This window comes from Microcoleus sp. Pol17C6 (assembly GCF_036701145.1).
Taxonomy (GTDB): domain Bacteria; phylum Cyanobacteriota; class Cyanobacteriia; order Cyanobacteriales; family Microcoleaceae; genus Microcoleus.
The window spans coordinates 106,281-122,215 of record NZ_JAUBQH010000007.1 but is presented as its reverse complement, the minus strand read 5'-3'; the positions used below and the strand labels follow the sequence as shown (position 1 = coordinate 122,215).

At 45.3% G+C, this 15,935-nt stretch carries 13 protein-coding genes; 6 read left to right on the top strand and 7 right to left on the bottom strand.

Annotated features, from left to right (window positions below):
• The 3 genes from QUA25_RS06025 to QUA25_RS06015 form a co-directional block, all read right to left on the bottom strand.
• On the bottom strand, window positions 1-207 hold the full coding sequence (locus QUA25_RS06025) for a hypothetical protein (protein ID WP_333036346.1): 207 nt from the start codon (window positions 205-207) through the stop codon (window positions 1-3).
• A 113-nt stretch (window positions 208-320) separates the two neighbouring features.
• The gene (thiO, locus tag QUA25_RS06020; RefSeq protein WP_333036340.1) at window positions 321-1,430 is read right to left on the bottom strand and encodes a glycine oxidase ThiO; all 1,110 of its coding nucleotides are present in this window, start codon (window positions 1,428-1,430) and stop codon (window positions 321-323) included.
• A gap of 151 nt (window positions 1,431-1,581) precedes the next feature.
• Entirely contained in the window at window positions 1,582-1,920 is a 339-nt protein-coding gene (locus QUA25_RS06015) for a 2Fe-2S iron-sulfur cluster-binding protein (RefSeq protein ID WP_333036339.1), read from the bottom strand.
• A 75-nt stretch (window positions 1,921-1,995) separates the two neighbouring features.
• Between QUA25_RS06015 and cimA the strand changes: the two genes are divergently transcribed.
• A complete protein-coding gene (gene cimA / locus QUA25_RS06010) occupies window positions 1,996-3,654 on the top strand; it encodes a citramalate synthase (RefSeq protein ID WP_445304848.1) in 1,659 nt (552 codons plus the stop codon).
• Window positions 3,655-3,988: 334 nt separating this feature from the next.
• On the opposite strand, the gene QUA25_RS06005 is transcribed toward cimA, so the two are convergent.
• Entirely contained in the window at window positions 3,989-4,957 is a 969-nt protein-coding gene (locus QUA25_RS06005; protein ID WP_333036338.1) for an SPFH domain-containing protein, read from the bottom strand.
• Window positions 4,958-5,073: 116 nt separating this feature from the next.
• Window positions 5,074-5,505, bottom strand: coding sequence for an NfeD family protein (locus QUA25_RS06000; RefSeq protein ID WP_333036337.1), 432 nt, complete (start codon window positions 5,503-5,505; stop codon window positions 5,074-5,076).
• Window positions 5,506-5,839: 334 nt separating this feature from the next.
• Between QUA25_RS06000 and QUA25_RS05995 the strand changes: the two genes are divergently transcribed.
• Both QUA25_RS05995 and dxs read left to right on the top strand, forming a co-directional pair.
• On the top strand, window positions 5,840-7,978 hold the full coding sequence (locus QUA25_RS05995; RefSeq protein ID WP_333036336.1) for a protein phosphatase 2C domain-containing protein: 2,139 nt from the start codon (window positions 5,840-5,842) through the stop codon (window positions 7,976-7,978).
• Between the two features lie 706 nt (window positions 7,979-8,684).
• On the top strand, window positions 8,685-10,592 hold the full coding sequence (dxs, locus tag QUA25_RS05990; protein WP_333036335.1) for a 1-deoxy-D-xylulose-5-phosphate synthase: 1,908 nt from the start codon (window positions 8,685-8,687) through the stop codon (window positions 10,590-10,592).
• A gap of 72 nt (window positions 10,593-10,664) precedes the next feature.
• Here dxs and QUA25_RS05985 read toward each other — a convergent pair whose 3' ends face one another.
• Window positions 10,665-11,426, bottom strand: coding sequence for a calcium-binding protein (locus tag QUA25_RS05985; protein ID WP_333036334.1), 762 nt, complete (start codon window positions 11,424-11,426; stop codon window positions 10,665-10,667).
• Between the two features lie 68 nt (window positions 11,427-11,494).
• Here QUA25_RS05985 and QUA25_RS05980 point away from each other — a divergent pair, with 68 nt between their 5' ends.
• From QUA25_RS05980 to QUA25_RS05970, 3 genes are read left to right on the top strand one after another with little or no spacing between them, the layout of a single operon-like run.
• Window positions 11,495-11,812 carry a hypothetical protein gene (locus QUA25_RS05980; RefSeq protein WP_333036333.1) on the top strand — a complete coding sequence of 106 codons (318 nt, stop codon included), beginning with the start codon at window positions 11,495-11,497 and terminating at the stop codon, window positions 11,810-11,812.
• The gene (locus QUA25_RS05975) at window positions 11,809-12,177 is read left to right on the top strand and encodes an aspartyl protease (RefSeq protein WP_333036331.1); all 369 of its coding nucleotides are present in this window, start codon (window positions 11,809-11,811) and stop codon (window positions 12,175-12,177) included. The genes QUA25_RS05980 and QUA25_RS05975 overlap by 4 nt, the downstream gene beginning before the upstream one ends.
• Before the next feature lie 7 nt (window positions 12,178-12,184).
• Entirely contained in the window at window positions 12,185-13,405 is a 1,221-nt protein-coding gene (locus tag QUA25_RS05970; protein WP_333036330.1) for an NAD(P)/FAD-dependent oxidoreductase, read from the top strand.
• A 59-nt stretch (window positions 13,406-13,464) separates the two neighbouring features.
• Here the strand turns inward: QUA25_RS05970 and QUA25_RS05965 are convergent, their stop codons facing one another.
• Window positions 13,465-15,885: a sulfotransferase gene (locus tag QUA25_RS05965; protein WP_333036329.1), complete on the bottom strand. Its 2,421-nt coding sequence runs from the start codon at window positions 15,883-15,885 to the stop codon at window positions 13,465-13,467.
• Window positions 15,886-15,935 lie beyond the last annotated feature (50 nt).

The window sequence follows — 15,935 nt, the reverse complement described above, 5'->3', positions numbered from 1 at the left end:
TTATTCCTCTATCATTACTCTGAGTTCATTGATGTTAGCGAAAAATTTCAGTTCACCTTTTTGTTGTTCACTCTGCGCTGACTTAAAGTTTTGATATATCTCTTCGCGACGTTCTTCCCGGAGATATTGCTTCAACAACAGTTGAAGCTCTTGCTTTTCGTCAGTAGAAAGATTCTTAATCGTCTCGACCACATCACTGAAAGTCATAACTTACAAAACCCTATTGTGCTGATTTGATTATAGCAAAAAATATTCTTTTGGTTGACTTTCGTTTTTCGTTACCCGGCTCGGCATCGTCTTAAAAAAAGCAAAAAATCTCACTATTTACCATTTTCCAACTTCCCAGATTCAGGAAACCTCGAATAATGAAAAGCAGCCAATAACGGATCTAATTTCTGATTCCCAATCAAATCAGCCAACAATTTAGCCGTCACCGGAGCCAACAAAATGCCATTGCGGTAATGCCCCGTCGCCCATGTCAAATTTTCCCAAGCACTAGCACCCAAAATAGGCAATTCATCAGGAGTAGCCGGTCGAAATCCCCACCAAAACTCCAGAATTGGATAGTTTTGTAATTCGGGATATAACTTAATGGCTCCTGCTAGCAAACTTTGGATTCCTGCAGGCGTATTTCCCGGCGTGAAATCCACATTTTCGCTAGTTGCGCCAATAATAATTCTGCCATCTTGACGTGGAACAATATAAATGCCAGTCCCGAATAGAACAGTTTGCAGGGGCTGGATAACACCACAATCTTCTGGTACACATACTGACAGCATTTGTCCCTTTCTGGGAAAAACAGGAATATCCAATAATTTCTCAGACCAAGGACCCGCAGCCAAAACATAACGGTCAGCTTGTAATTTTCCTGCCGTTGTTTCCACTCCAAAAACTCGGTTTTTCTGCCGAATAATTTCCTCTGCGGTGCCTTGAATAATATCAATTTTTAATTCTTTGCTTGCAAATTGAAGCGTCCGAAATAAAGCACGGTTGTCTACTTGAGCGTCGTCAGGATACCACCAACCGCCAATTACTTCTTGACCTAATCCAAACTGGTGCTGGCGAACAGTATCTCTGTCCAACCATTGATAATTAAGGTTTGACAAAAGCGGCTTTTCTTGAGGATCATTTTGACACACTGGCGCGAGAATTCCCGATCGCCAATATCCCGTTTTCAATCCGGTAATATCTTCTAGCTGTTCCACCCAGGCAGGATACAGTGCGCGACTTTGCAAGCACAAATCCAGCATCGGACTGGGGGGAATTCGTTCGGCTTGCGGGGCAAGCATTCCAGCAGCAGCCCGGGCCGTCGGTTGTGTAGAATCGGCGGTGAGAACTGCGACAGATGCCCCTCGCACTTTCAGTTCTACTGCTAGCGAAAGACCAATTATTCCGCCGCCAATAATCAGAATATCTTTAGATGAATTCATTAACTTTTATATGGACTTTCTGGCTTTTTTGACCTCTCGGCTTTCTTTAGCGTAAGGTGCGCTAAGCACACCTTACAGTTAGAATTATTATGCAAGTCTTACAGATTATCTGGCAAGGCGATCGTCCTATCTGCCTTCCTTAACAAAAAATCTATGCTTGGGGGTTCCAGACAGTTTCAGAACCTTGACCCCAGAAACCGTCATATTTTGTCACCTTAATATCGCCTAAAACCTTGGTTTGGCAGGACAAACGGCGGTTGGAGGCGGGAGAATGGGGAGGAACCGAAAGTCGGGCTTTTTCGCGCCACTGGGCCTCGGAAACTTCGCCCTCGACGGTGACAGCGCAGGTGCCGCAAGTGCCGAGGCCGTGGCAGTTGATGACTTTGGCGTTGCCGTTGTAGAGATCGATGCCGTTTTTGAGCAAAACTTCACGGAGATTGGCTCCGCGATCGCACTCAAAAGTTTTGCCTTGCGCTTGTACCTTGACCACAGCAATTTACCCCAGTTAGATTTATGTTAATTTTCCTATATATTATCGCATTAAATTCAAATATATTCATCTAATATGGTAAGTGATATATTACCAATTTCTCGATCGCAATTTCCCATGACAAATCGGCTCTGGATCTACGATACCACGCTGCGAGACGGTGCTCAGTGCGAGGGACTCTCCTTATCTCTCGAAGACAAACTGCGAATTGCTCGGCAGTTAGACAGTTTAGGAATTCCCTTTATTGAAGGCGGCTGGCCGGGGGCGAATCCTAAAGACGTACAATTTTTTTGGCGTCTCAAAGAACAGCCCCTAACTCAAGCAGAAGTTGTAGCTTTTTGTTCGACTAGGCGGCCGGGAACTACTGCAGCTAATGATGAAATGTTGCAGGCTATTTTGTCCGCCGGTACTCGCTGGGTGACGCTGTTTGGCAAGTCGTGGGATTTGCACGTTATTGAAAGTTTGAAGACTACGCTAGAAGAAAATCTGGCGATGATTCGAGATACAATTGAATATTTGCGGAGTCAGGGAAGGCGCGTTATTTACGATGCCGAACACTGGTTTGACGGCTACAAGCACAATCCAGATTATGCTATTAAAACTTTAGAAGTAGCCGCAGATGCCGGTGCAGAATGGCTAGTGCTTTGCGATACTAACGGGGGTACTTTGCCTCACGAAGTCAGTCAGGTTGTTCGTGAGGTTTTAGAAGCTTTAGGAACCAATCGCGAAAAATCTTTACAATTAGGAATTCACACTCACAACGACTCAGGAGTTGCGGTTGCTAATGCTTTGGCTGCTGTGCGGGAAGGAGTGACGATGGTACAGGGAACTATTAACGGTTACGGCGAACGCTGTGGCAATGCCGATTTATGTTCCTTAATTCCTAATTTTCAGCTAAAGTTGGGTCATAATTGCATAGAAGACGAGCAATTAGTTAGATTAACTCAAGTAAGTCGATCGATTAGTGAAATTGTCAATCTTGCTCCCGACGATCGTGCTCCTTTTGTCGGTCTTTCGGCATTTGCTCACAAAGGCGGAATCCACGTATCGGCTGTTGAGAAAAATCCGTTAACTTACGAACATTTGGAACCGGAAAAAATTGGCAACAGGCGGCGAATTGTGATTTCGGATCAAGCGGGTTTGAGCAATGTTTTGGCGAAAGCGCGCACTTTTGGCATGGATCTCGATCGCAAAAATCCTGCTTGCCGCCAAATTTTGGAAAAATTGAAAGATTTGGAAAGCCAGGGATACCAATTTGAGGGTGCTGAGGCGTCTTTTGAATTGTTAATGCGAGAGGCTTTGGGAAAGCGCAAGCGTTTATTTGAAATCAAAGGTTTTCAAGTTCACTGCGATAAAGGTAGGGAAGAAACAGTTAATTCTTTAGCAACGGTAAAGGTGACTGTTAACGGTCAAGATATTCTGGAATGCGCGGAAGGAAACGGGCCGGTTTCGGCACTTGATGCGGCTTTGCGGAAGGCTTTGCGGAATTTTTATCCGGCAATTACTGATTTTAACTTAACCGATTATAAGGTGCGAATTCTGGACGGATGTGCGGGAACTTCTGCTAAAACTCGCGTGTTGGTTGAGTTTAGCAACGGTCAAGACCGCTGGACGACTGTGGGGGTTTCGGGTAATATTTTGGATGCTTCTTATCAAGCGGTTGTTGAAGGTTTGGAGTATGGTTTGGTGTTGGGAGATAGGGAGGCGATCGTTTTAACTGTGTCGAGTTATTAGGTTGACGGCGAAGAGAAGTTGCCTGAATATCGATGTTTAAATAGATACCAAATACCAAGGGGAGCATCTCAATGAAAGCAGCCAAGCCCAAAATTGGAGTTTTGAGGCAGGAGGTTCTCTTGCTGCGAGGCAGGAGGAAAGAGTCTGAAGGAAGGAGCCAGAAGAAGTGTTTTTACAAATATGAGATGCTCCCCTACTTTTGGGAGCATCTCCATGAAAGCAGCCAAGCCCAAAATTGGAGTTTTGAGGCAGGAGGCTCTCTTGCTGCGAGGCAGGATGAAAGAGTCTGAAGGAAGGAGCCAGAAGAAGTGTTTTTACAAATATGAGATGCTCCCTACTTTTTCACCTCATTATTATTACCTTCCCCAACTATCGATCGCATTCCTTCGAGCGTCGCGGGAATGCTGCGCGGGTCCATAAACATCACCTTGCTGCTGTCGCTGGTGCCAATTTTTAGACCCATATCCAGATAGTTTTGAGCTAACAAAAATTGTAAAGCTTCCCGGGCAGTGGGGTCATTTTGCAGAGTTTTGGCGATTATTTGCAAGGCCTCAGAAGTAGCTTGAGCTTTCAAAACCTGACTTTGGCGTTCTGCTTGAGCTTTTAGGACGATCGCCTTTTGTTGAGCTTCCGCCTCCAAAATTGTCGCTTTTTGGCGCGCTTCTGCATCCAAAACTTGCGCTTCAGCTTTACCTTTGGCGCTGTTAACTGCTGACTCGCGTTCGCCCTCGGATGTCAGAATTGCCGCCCGCTTGCGTCGATCGGCTGCCATCTGCAATTCCATCGATTCCTGTACAGTTTTAGAAGGGATAATATCGCGCAATTCTACCCGCGTTACTTTCACTCCCCAAGGATCGGTAACAATATCTAAATCTCTGAGCAATATTTCATTAATTTGAGAACGAGCAGTAAAGGTTTGTTCGAGATCCAGTTGACCCATTTCGGCGCGAATTTGAGTCAGCACCATATTTACCATTGCTGACTGGAGATTTTCTACTTTGTAACAAGCTTTTTCCAAATCTACAATGCGCCAGTAAACCACAGCATCAACCGTGAAGGAAACGTTGTCGCGGGTGATACAAGCTTGCGGAGGAATATCTAAGACTTTTTCCCGAATTGTTTGCTCGTACACGACGCGATCGAGAAATGGCGTGACAAAATTCAAACCGGGTTCCAGTTTCTTGCCGTTGTATTTACCTAAAGTTTCCACCAATGCTTCATTTCCCTGATTGATAATTTTGACGGAACCTGCGAGGGCTGAGCCGCCTAAAGCTAAAAATACGAGTAAAAAAATTTGTTCCACGGTCGCCTCCTATAAATGTTGACTCTTAAATGTTGACTGTTGACCACTGGCTAATGAATGATGCCTAATCACTAATTATTAACTACTAATTGTCTGTGATTAATTACGCATTTTGTTTAAGAATGCAAGAGATTTTCTGGCACAACTATCAGAGTAGTGCCTTTCCGTCCGACGACAATTACGTTTTGGTTGGGGGGGATGGTGGCGTTCGTGTCTTCGCAGCGAGCTTGCCAAGAATTCCCCTCATAAATGACTCGGCCGGCTTCTCCAGGGGAAATTTCTGTTAAAGTTTTTGCTTCCTGAGAATCTGCGATCGCCTTTGCCGTGCCTTTTGGTATCAACCGCCGAGACAGCAGCACAAAAACGGTCGAAAATACCATCCAGAGGAATATTTGTAAATTAACGTAAGGTAGAACTAGAGAGCATCCAGCTACGGCAAAGGCGCTCAGTCCCATCATAAAAGCGACAAAAGCAGTCGGGAGAAATAGCTCTGTCAAACAGAGCAAAGACCCAGCTAGTAGCCAAAGGAGCGTAGGAGTCAAGATCATAAAAAGAATAGGTGATACTATTTAGATCTTAGATTTGAAATTGAAGATTTAAGAATTGCCAACAACTGACTATGCAAGGGTTTGCGACTTGCAGCCCCTCAGAGCGATTTTTCGCGCAGCGGTACCAGGTTGAGGCTTCCATCGTACTCCAAGTCTGAGTTTAGTAACTTAAATTACAATTTAAGCCGGTGCAGACTGGCAGAAACTACAATTTCTAGAGGCCCAAAGGCAGTTAAGAAATTGATAGGGGCTAAAATCAGTTTATTCTCAAGCTCATGAATTTGGGCTTGCGAATCATATATCTTCAGAATGTTTTTACACAAACTATTTCGATATGATCAGCAGTTTCTCCGAACCCATTTATTGCCCGAATCTTAGCTGTGCCGAGCCCCGCAATACCTTTGGCCGCCAGCACTGTGCAGCGTGCGAAACGGATTTAATTTATCGCTATGTGTGGGTGGTGGGACAAGCAGCCGAGGAAGTGCCGGCGGGTAAGGTAATAGCCGATCGATACTTTGTCATTGCACCCCAAATCTGGCTCGACAGCCGTCCAGTTCTGCCTCCGAGCGTCCCGGAACAACTGCCAGATACGATTATGCCTTACCTGCATTTGTATCCCCAACGGCTGCATACGCCGGAAGTATACGGTTATTGTTCGCTAGGGGAAGCACCGGAAGCGACAGAGGTGCTGTTGTTGGAAAATGTGCCCATCAATAATTTCGGTCGCCTGTATCCTTCTATTTTAGAATCTTGGTCTGGGACAAGCGCCGCGCGCCAAGTTTACTGGCTGTGGCAAATGCTCCAACTGTGGGCGCCGCTGTCGGAACAAGGAGTAGCTTCGAGTTTGCTGGTACCGGAAAATTTGCGGGTGGAAGGTTGGCGGGTACGCCTGCTGGAACTTCACCGAGGAAATTTTGTACCGACGCTGCGGGATTTGGGAGATGTGTGGTCAGGTTTGGTGGAATCAGCGCAACCCGAGGTGCAGTCGAAACTCGGAGAGATTTGTCAGTTTATGCGCCGCAGCAGCATGAATTTCGACGCGATCGCCCTGGAACTCAACGATTTACTATTAGAACAAGCCGCTAAATTGCCTCTGCACTTAGAAGTAGTCGGCATGACCGATACCGGGCCGCAGCGCTCCCAAAATGAAGACAGTTGTTATCCGGTTGCTGCTGATTTTCAATCTAGCAAAACTTCAGGGAACGACAAACTAATTCCTTACTTGACAATGGTTTGCGACGGGGTTGGAGGCCACGAAGGAGGAGAAGTTGCCAGTCAATTAGCCGTGCAGTCCCTGAAAGCTTTAATCCAAAATTTGCTCGCAGAAATTGCTGAACAAGAAGAGTTGATGACGCCAACAATGGTGATCAAGCAACTCGAAGAAATAGTCAGAGTTGTGAATAATGTGATTTCCGCTCAAAATAACGAGCAGGGAAAAGAGTTGCGGCAGCGGATGGGGACGACTTTGGTGATGGCCCTCCAGTTGCCTCAAAAAGTGAAAATTTCCGAGGATGTGCCCTCGAATAACAGTCACGAACTTTATTTAGTCAATGTTGGAGACAGCCGGGCTTATTGGATTGGCAAAAATTACTGTCACCGGCTGACTGTGGACGACGACGTAGCCTCAAGGGAAGTCCAGCTAGGACACTGTTTGTACTGGGAAACTCAACTGCGAGCCGATGCAGGAGCCCTGACTCAAGCTTTGGGCACGCGGGACGCCGATTTCCTGCGCCCGACGATTCAGCGATTTATTGTCGAAGAGGAAGGGTTACTGCTGCTGTGTTCCGACGGTTTGAGCGACAACGACTGGGTAGAGCGCTCTTGGGAAAATTACGGCCCAGAGGTGCTTGAGGGCAAAATGTCTTTGGAAGCCGCGGTTCAGTCTTGGATTCGTCTCGCCAACGAGAAAAACGGTTATGACAACACCTCCGTGGTGGCCACTCACTGTCGGATGTCGCCGGAGAGATTGGTACTGTTTGATCCGGCGGTGGCGTCAGCGCCGGCGTCAGCGCCAGTGTCAGCCTCGGTGTCGCTGCCGCCTTCCCTCGCGGCATCCCTCCAGAAGTCCGGGAGGATTCCAGAATCTCAGCTTTCAGAATCGTCCAAACAGTTGTTGTACCCCGAAACTTCCCCCGCCCCGGAACCCGTTCAAAAACGGCGATCCAAGCTGCCGCTGCCCTTACTGGGGGTGTTGGGGCTGATATTAGCCGGCGGCGGTTTAGGTTTGTGGGTGCAAAGCCTCCAAAGCCCCCAGCCAGAGCCCGCACCACTTCCGCCACCGCCGGAAACTCCCGCCCCGATTCCTTCGGAGACTCCCTCGCCCGGGGCCGAGAGTCCCTCGCCGTCGCCCGAATCGACTCCTGCGGAAATTCCGCAGCCCGATAGTGAGAGTCCCTCGCCGTCGCCCGAATCGACTCCTGCGGAAATTGCGCCGCCCGAAGAAGCGGAAACTCCTTTGCCATCACCGGAGTAAGCGAGAGTCTCTCGCCGTCGCCCGAATCGACTTTTGAGCTTACAAAATAATGCTTCGAGCGTCGCAGCTCTCTACTATCCAAATTCGGGAAAACTTTTCCAGTGTAAATGGAATGATTTCTGGTAGAGGTTGTTGATTTACAGCATATTCCATGTAGATGTAGATCGCGATCAACCGGGTTTTTTGAACAGAATCATTAAGGATGCGAGAACTGTAAAGAAACCTGGGGTGTACTTCATAAACCTGGAATACGCTGTATATAAATCACACTTCACAGGGGAGCATCTCAATGAAAGCAGCAAAGCTAGAAATTAAAGTTTTGAGGCAGAAGGAAGGAGCCAGAAGAAGTGTTTTTACAAATATGAGATGCTCCATCAAAGTTAAGGATTTTGTATCATAGTCCGCCTGCAGAAACAAGATGGCTAAAAAGTCAGCCATCACTAGAAAAAGTAGTTAAAAATGCTTAAGAATCTCCATGCAGCTAACAACTAGCCATTAGCAACTAACAACATAAGCTTTTTTTATATTGACGGCGCGCAATTTATTAACTATAATTACCAGGCCAAAAATAACAAAAATCTTACGCCTAACAGTTTTCCTCAAATAACCGTTAAACTATTCTAACGTTTGCCCGTACCCAACGTCGCAGGCTCAACCTATATCTGTTAAGCATTCGTCCTGATTCACAGGAGCAAGATTTTAAAATATGCATCTCAGCGAACTGACTCACCCAAACCAATTACACGGCCTCTCGATTCATCAACTCGAACAAATTGCCCGACAAATTCGAGAAAAGCATTTAGAAACTGTAGCGGCTAGCGGCGGCCACCTCGGCCCAGGATTGGGTGTAGTCGAACTGACCTTAGCACTCTACCAAACACTCGACCTCGATCGCGACAAAGTTACCTGGGATGTCGGCCACCAAGCTTATCCTCACAAATTAATCACCGGCCGCTACAACCAATTCCACACCCTACGGCAAAAAGACGGCGTTGCAGGCTATCTCAAGCGCTGCGAGAGCAAATTTGACCACTTCGGCGCAGGCCACGCTTCCACAAGCATTTCCGCAGCGTTAGGAATGGCGATGGCGCGCGACCTCAAGGGGGAAAACTTTAAAACTGTAGCAGTCATCGGCGACGGCGCATTGACGGGCGGCATGGCACTTGAAGCGATCAACCACGCGGGCCATATGCCGAAAACCAATTTGTTAGTTGTGCTCAACGACAACGAGATGTCAATCTCGCCCAACGTCGGCGCAATTACCCGCTATTTGAACAAGATGCGATTGTCGCCACCGGTGCAATTTCTCAAAGATAACTTAGAGGAACAATTTAAACACATTCCCTTTGTCGGCGAAACTTTTACTCCTGAAATGGAACGCCTCAAAGAAGGGATGAAACGCTTGGCCGTCTCAAAAGTTGGAGCAGTAATTGAAGAATTGGGCTTTACTTACATGGGCCCGGTAGATGGACACAATTTGGAAGAGTTAATTACCACTTTCAAACAAGCTCATACTATCCAAGGGCCGGTGCTAGTGCACGTTGTGACGGTGAAAGGCAAAGGATATGCGATCGCCGAAAAAGACCAAGTAGGATATCACGCCCAAAATCCCTTTAACTTAGCCACCGGCAAAGGCATTCCATCCACTAAACCCAAGCCTCCAGCTTACTCGAAAGTCTTTGCCCACGCCCTCGTCAAGCTAGCAGAAGATAATCCCAAAATTGTCGGCATTACCGCTGCAATGGCAACCGGAACCGGTCTGGATAAACTTCATGAAAAACTGCCAAAACAGTACATTGATGTCGGGATTGCCGAACAGCACGCCGTGACTTTATCCGCTGGTTTAGCCTGCGAAGGAATGCGCCCGGTTGTGGCAATTTACTCGACATTTGTGCAGCGAGGCTATGACCAAATAATTCACGATGTTTGCATCCAAAATTTGCCAGTTTTCTTCTGTTTGGATCGCGCCGGCATTGTCGGTGCTGACGGCCCAACTCACCAAGGAATGTACGACATTGCCTTCTTGCGGTGCCTGCCAAATATGGTAGTTATGGCACCAAAAGATGAGGCAGAATTGCAGCGGATGATAGTCACGGGAATCAACCACACAAGCGGCCCGATAACGATGCGTTACCCGCGCGGCAACGGTTACGGCGTGCCTTTGATGGAGGAAGGTTGGGAAGAATTGCCGATCGGCAAAGCAGAAATTCTCCGCAACGGCGACGATGTGCTGATTTTGGGTTACGGTTCAATGGTTTATCCGGCAATGCAAACCGCCCAGATTCTGAGCGAGCACGGTATTGAAGCAACTGTGATCAATGCGCGTTTTGTCAAGCCTTTGGACACCGAATTAATCTTGCCTTTAGCACAGCGAATCGGCAAAGTTGTCACCATGGAAGAAGGCTGTTTGATGGGAGGCTTTGGTTCAGCAGTAGCCGAAGCTTTGTTGGACAATAATGTTGTTGTTCCAGTGATGCGGTTGGGTGTACCCGATACATTGGTAGATCATGCAACGCCTGAACAATCATTTGCCAGTTTGGGATTAAATCCGTCGCAAATGTGCGATCGTATCTTAGCAACATTCAGCCGCAAACAGTCTCCTGTTAGCGTGTAAATAGCTAGGATTGTAGGGTGCGCCTAGCGCACCTTACCATTCATTCGAGACTAATTCTAAGAAATACCCGATCTATGACAGTGTAATAAAACGACCCCGCAAGTCCGATGGTGTCACATTCAGAACTCTACCTAAAATTTGACCGTTTGAAGCAATTTGAATAGTAGTAGCGTCATAACTACCATTGCGATCTGGATCATAGTCGGCTACAGAAATTTTGCCTTCTTGAGGAAATCTCCCCGAAACAAAGCCAATATTTCGCAATGGAATTGAATAAGTGGTGAGTGTGATGTTTGCCTCAGTTAGACCGTTCGTAAGACCAATTTTATCTAGAGTATTTTCAAAGTCGAGAATAATATCCCACGCCTGTACGCTACTGTTAGGGTTGCGCTGTGGATCTCCTAAAACAATATCTGTTCTTAGGACGAACACATCACTACCAGTTCCCCCTTTATAGAGAGTGTAACCCAGGTCGCCGCTCAGAGTATCGTTACCCGCACCTCCATCTAATAAATCATCACCTCGACCGCCATTCAAAATGTCGTCTCCGTCACCACCCGCGATATAATCATCACCTAGACCGCCAATGAGAGAATCTCGACCAACTTCGCCGTATAAATCGTCTTCGTCTCTACCGCCTTGCAAGTTGTCATTGCCATCACTACCGAATAAAATATCTTTACCAGCATTTCCGTTGATGATTTCGCTCTCAAATGAACCTCTGATTGTATCATTGCCTTCTAAGGCAAGAACACCTCCAGGGAACTGAACCATCAAACCAGGAAGGACTGTAAAATTATCAGGATTAGGAGTCAAGTTGAAAGTATTTGCCATAATTGATTTCAGAAATATTCAATTCAACCAATAAATATATTACCATCTGACACAACGGAGAAAAAACAATGGCTAACGTGAAACCAAATCGTACCGTGCGGCGGGGAAGACTGTTCCCAGAGATTCAGTGGTCAGAAGAAAAAAAAGCCCAGTGGCGAACCGAAAGAGAAACATTTTATCAGCGCTGCAAACCAATTTTCGATCGCCTAAAACCAGAATTGATTAAAACCCACTACAACTGGTACATGGCGGTTGAACCCGACAGCGGAGACTATTTTATCGACAAAGATGATATGGTGGCTACCAAAATGTGCCGCCAGAAACACCCAAATGCTATCCCGTTTCTTTTCCGCATCAACCATACAGGGGCGTGCGGCACGATATGATTGCAGGAAGATTTGGTGACGAAGAGGAGCTATTTTTTGAAGTAGAATTGATTGCTGATAACGACTTAGAATTACCTGTTGATGCCCTGCTAGATACAGGTTTTTTTGGCTGGTTAGCAATAGACAGTCAAGATTTAGAAGGGCTTGATTGGATTTATATTAGGCGACAAAAAATGCGGACAGCTAAGGGAGAGTTCAATTTCGATATTTATGCAGGAAAAGTACGCATAGATGAGCAAGAATTTGACATTCCGGTTCATGTGGGTGACGGAGTACCGGAAATTTTAATCGGCCGCCAGTGGCTGAAAACTCGGCGGTTAGTAGTTGATATGTCTGCGGGTATTTTGACATTGGAAGCGAGTTAAAAGCAAAATGAATTTAAAAAGTTTTGACATAGTAATAGTAGGAGCCGGCCCTGCAGGCGGTCACTGTGCGAGAATCCTAGCCAAATCCGGCCACAAAGTCTTGCTGGCAGAGCAAAACGACAATTTTAATAAAAATGACTTTTCTAGCGCCGCCACGCCTCTAGAAACCCTCTCTAAATTCGATTTGCCTGAATCCGTTATCGGCAGTTTTTGGCATAAACTTACTATTGAAACTAGCAAAATCAGTCAAAGTTGGGAGTCTCCCGAAAGCTTGGGAGTTGTTCTCAACTTTGCTAAATTTAGAGCATTTTTGGCCAGCGAAGTTGAGCGATTTGGCGGTGAAGTTTGGCTGGGTTATCGCTACACCCGACATTCACAAGCCAAGGGCGAAACAACCGTAGAATTTAAACAGTTATCTGACGGTCAAATAATCAAAGTTAGCACGAAAATATTGGTTGATGCTACTGGCTTTGCTAGGGCGGTTATGTACCAAAAAGAGAATGAGAAGCCAGATTTTTTGTCGGGAACTGGAATCGAATATTTAATTGAAGTAGAGCCAGAAGTTTACAATAAATACAGCGGTGATTTAATCTTCTTTTTGGGCGATAAATGGATGCCGAAGGGTTATTCCTGGATATTCCCAATGGAACCAAACAGGCTGAAAGTTGGTGCGGGTCGCATTTTTTTAGATCCGAAAACGGTGAGGCATTTGTCACCGCTGAAAAAATATATTGATTTACTGATTGATGAATATCTGAAGTCAAAAAATTATAAAATTATTGACAAACACGGTTCGACTCTGAAGTACAGCCCTGGTTTGAAGGATATTTATTGCAAGGATAATATAATTGCGATCGGCGATAGTGTTTCGACAGTAAATTTTTTGGGTGGCGAAGGGATTAGACACGGGATGGATGGTGCCGAAATCGCGGGCAAATATATTCAAAGATATTTGGAAGGGAAAATCTCAGATTTTCGGGATTATGAGACGGAAATGCACCACAAGTTTGATCAGAAATGGAATATTTCAGAAAGGTTGGCCGTGAGAAAGTATATCGATGATGTTAATGATGAACTAACCGATAAAATGATTTCTTATTTAAAGTATATGAAAACTGAAGATGTGATGGATATTTTATTTTATTATAAATTTGAGAAAATTTCCCGAGGGTTAGGCGGTTATTTGCAGAGAAAAATCAAGAAATTGATTAAGAAATTTAAATTGTAAGTTGCGTCCGTTGAGAGATTGTTAGTTGAGGGAAAAATCTGGCTGATTTACGCACCTTACTAAGCTAATTTTAAGGCATTTTTTGCGGTGACTTGAATGCGCGGCAGCGACAATAAATTATCGTCAAAACTGCTATAATTTAATTTATATGATACACCAAAAGTATATCCACTCGCTCCAATTAAATGCGCTACAATTGGATCGACATCCCCGTAAGGATAGGCAAAACATTTAACAGATTTCTCTAATCCCCGTTCCAAGATAGCACGGGATTTTGCCGCCTCCCGCACAATTTCTGTCGGCGACAATGCACTCAAAGGTTGATGAGTAGCAGACATAGAACCGAATTCAATTCCGGCATCCCGCAGTTGCAAAATTTCTGGCCATCCCATTAACTGCACTTCTTCAAATTCGGCTTTTTCCCAACTATTTGTCTTTCCTATTGACTCCGCTACGAGAAAAACAGTTGCTGTAAAATCAAAGCGTTTTAGCACAGGCCAAGCATATTGGAAAAAGTCCAGATAGCCGCCGTCAAATGTCATCAATACAGCTTTACCGGGTAAAGGAGTTTTAGCCAGTTTTGCGCTTCGCCAATTTTCCCAAGTCGCACTGTAATAACCCTGATTTTTAAAATTGTGTAACTGTTGTTCAAAAATCTGGGGAGTAACTGCGTTTAAACCGTCAGGAGAAATGCGGCGGTAGCAGAGAATCGGGAGTTTTTGTGTAACGCTATGATTGTCCAAAACTTGAGGTTTAAGCGAGTGAGAAACTTCCCGATAAGAAGATTTTGAACTCAGGATTTCCGGTGCGTAAAATACTGGCTTTGGAAACTCGTTTTCTTGGGGAATTTGCATTGTCGGTTCCCCAGCGATTGCCGCGGCTGACTCGATTTCCTGCAGCGCCGCCGCCGGGAGTGAGGCGCGACGGCTGACACTTGTCCCGATCGCACCCGATCGCCTGCCGAACATCACCGCATTTGGGGGATAAATGCCCCCAGCACCCGGTGCATTCAACCCGTCGCGCAAATTAGACCTTTGTTGAGCACAAGAGGCTAAGCGCGATCGTAGCGATTGCTTGCCGTTGAGCGGTTTTCCCAACAAAGCTTCTCGCACGGCGGCGACGCACAACTCAAAACCGCTATTTCGAGTAATTGTCGATCGCAATTTTTGAGCAGAAACAAAATTATTTTCCACCGCAACACTGACAATACCGACAGCAACGCCGCCTACTTTCACCAGCACGTCTATTTCAGAAAGCTCAACTTTTATATTAGCAAATGCCTCGCTAATTTCTAAGACAATCAAATCTTTTTCGAGCGTAATTGTTGAGACTTCCTCTGCTATTTCTGGCTTGTAGAAATTCTCCAAATGCCACTGCGGACGCCCCCATAATTCTTGCAAAAAGAGCGTCCAGTCATGTTTAGGCTGCAATGGTTCCAGCAAAGTTTCCCACAATTTATTGCCTTTTTCGCAGCGATTGCGTTGAAAGAAGCGATCAAGAATTTGCCAAGCAAACTGGGCTGCGATCGCATCCGCCAACACCGAAGCCGCAACCATGCCATCGCAAATCGGCAATTCAACAATACCGAGTTTAATTCCTTCTAGTTTGATCGTACAGCACAGGCGATCGTATATTTGCGGAAGATCACAAATATCGGAAATTGGTTCGCTCACTTCCACCGTCAACTTCCAGGCAATTTCACCCTTGACTCGCTGAATTTTATCTAAAATATATCGGATTTCATTGCTTTTGAAAATTTTATGATATTTATGAACATTATTACTTTTAACCTCTCTCTCGATCCCTTGGTGCCAAGGTAGATTCAAACTGAGATGAGCAGCTTTTTCTTGATAGAATTTCAGCATTCTCTCATCATATTCAATTTTCATAAAATCACAAATTTCTTCTAACTTTTTGACTTTATTATCGAGTATTTCCTCATATTTGACTAATATATGATTAGAATTTTTAGCATATTTGTAACTAATTAACATCGCCTCCTTCCAGCGATGGATACAGTGGTTTAAATCCCAACCAGGCCCCCACAAATCATGAGAATTCCTAGTAGCCTCATGCAGAGAAGCTATTGTATCCATACTGTTTCGCAAAATATGTATGAATTTAGCATCCGGCAACAAGCGCTGTATATCTTCAATAAAATATATGTGTTCCGGCGTTTTTTCCAACCAAATACTTTTGTTTTGTTCCGCCGCCAAACCATCCAAAACTCCGACAAACCAACTAACTTTAGTTGCCACAGTTTGACTATCATCAAAATCTTGCAAAAGTTCAGGCCGACTAATCTCATCCTTAAAAAAAGCTTCCATTCTACCTGGCAACTTTCCCGCAAACTTCTTGTACAGTAAATAGTGAAAAAACTTAGATTCAGGAAAAGAAATAACTTCAGGATGAGCGGCTAATAAACTTTGAAGCATGGTTGTGCCGCTTCTCGGAGAGCCTACTAAAAATATCCGTTGCATTTTTATACCTGATAAATGGTTTGTGGATGAGATTTTTTTAATGAATCGCA

Coding starts and splice junctions, on each gene's coding strand:
- QUA25_RS06025 (WP_333036346.1), bottom strand. CDS start 207: ATGACTTTCAGTGATGTGGTCGAGACGATTAAGAATCTTTCTACTGAC.
- thiO (WP_333036340.1), bottom strand. CDS start 1,430: ATGAATTCATCTAAAGATATTCTGATTATTGGCGGCGGAATAATTGGT.
- cimA (WP_445304848.1), top strand. CDS start 1,996: ATGGTAAGTGATATATTACCAATTTCTCGATCGCAATTTCCCATGACA.
- QUA25_RS06000 (WP_333036337.1), bottom strand. CDS start 5,505: ATGATCTTGACTCCTACGCTCCTTTGGCTACTAGCTGGGTCTTTGCTC.
- QUA25_RS05995 (WP_333036336.1), top strand. CDS start 5,840: ATGATCAGCAGTTTCTCCGAACCCATTTATTGCCCGAATCTTAGCTGT.
- dxs (WP_333036335.1), top strand. CDS start 8,685: ATGCATCTCAGCGAACTGACTCACCCAAACCAATTACACGGCCTCTCG.
- QUA25_RS05985 (WP_333036334.1), bottom strand. CDS start 11,426: ATGGCAAATACTTTCAACTTGACTCCTAATCCTGATAATTTTACAGTC.
- QUA25_RS05980 (WP_333036333.1), top strand. CDS start 11,495: ATGGCTAACGTGAAACCAAATCGTACCGTGCGGCGGGGAAGACTGTTC.
- QUA25_RS05975 (WP_333036331.1), top strand. CDS start 11,809: ATGATTGCAGGAAGATTTGGTGACGAAGAGGAGCTATTTTTTGAAGTA.
- QUA25_RS05970 (WP_333036330.1), top strand. CDS start 12,185: ATGAATTTAAAAAGTTTTGACATAGTAATAGTAGGAGCCGGCCCTGCA.
- QUA25_RS05965 (WP_333036329.1), bottom strand. CDS start 15,885: ATGCAACGGATATTTTTAGTAGGCTCTCCGAGAAGCGGCACAACCATG.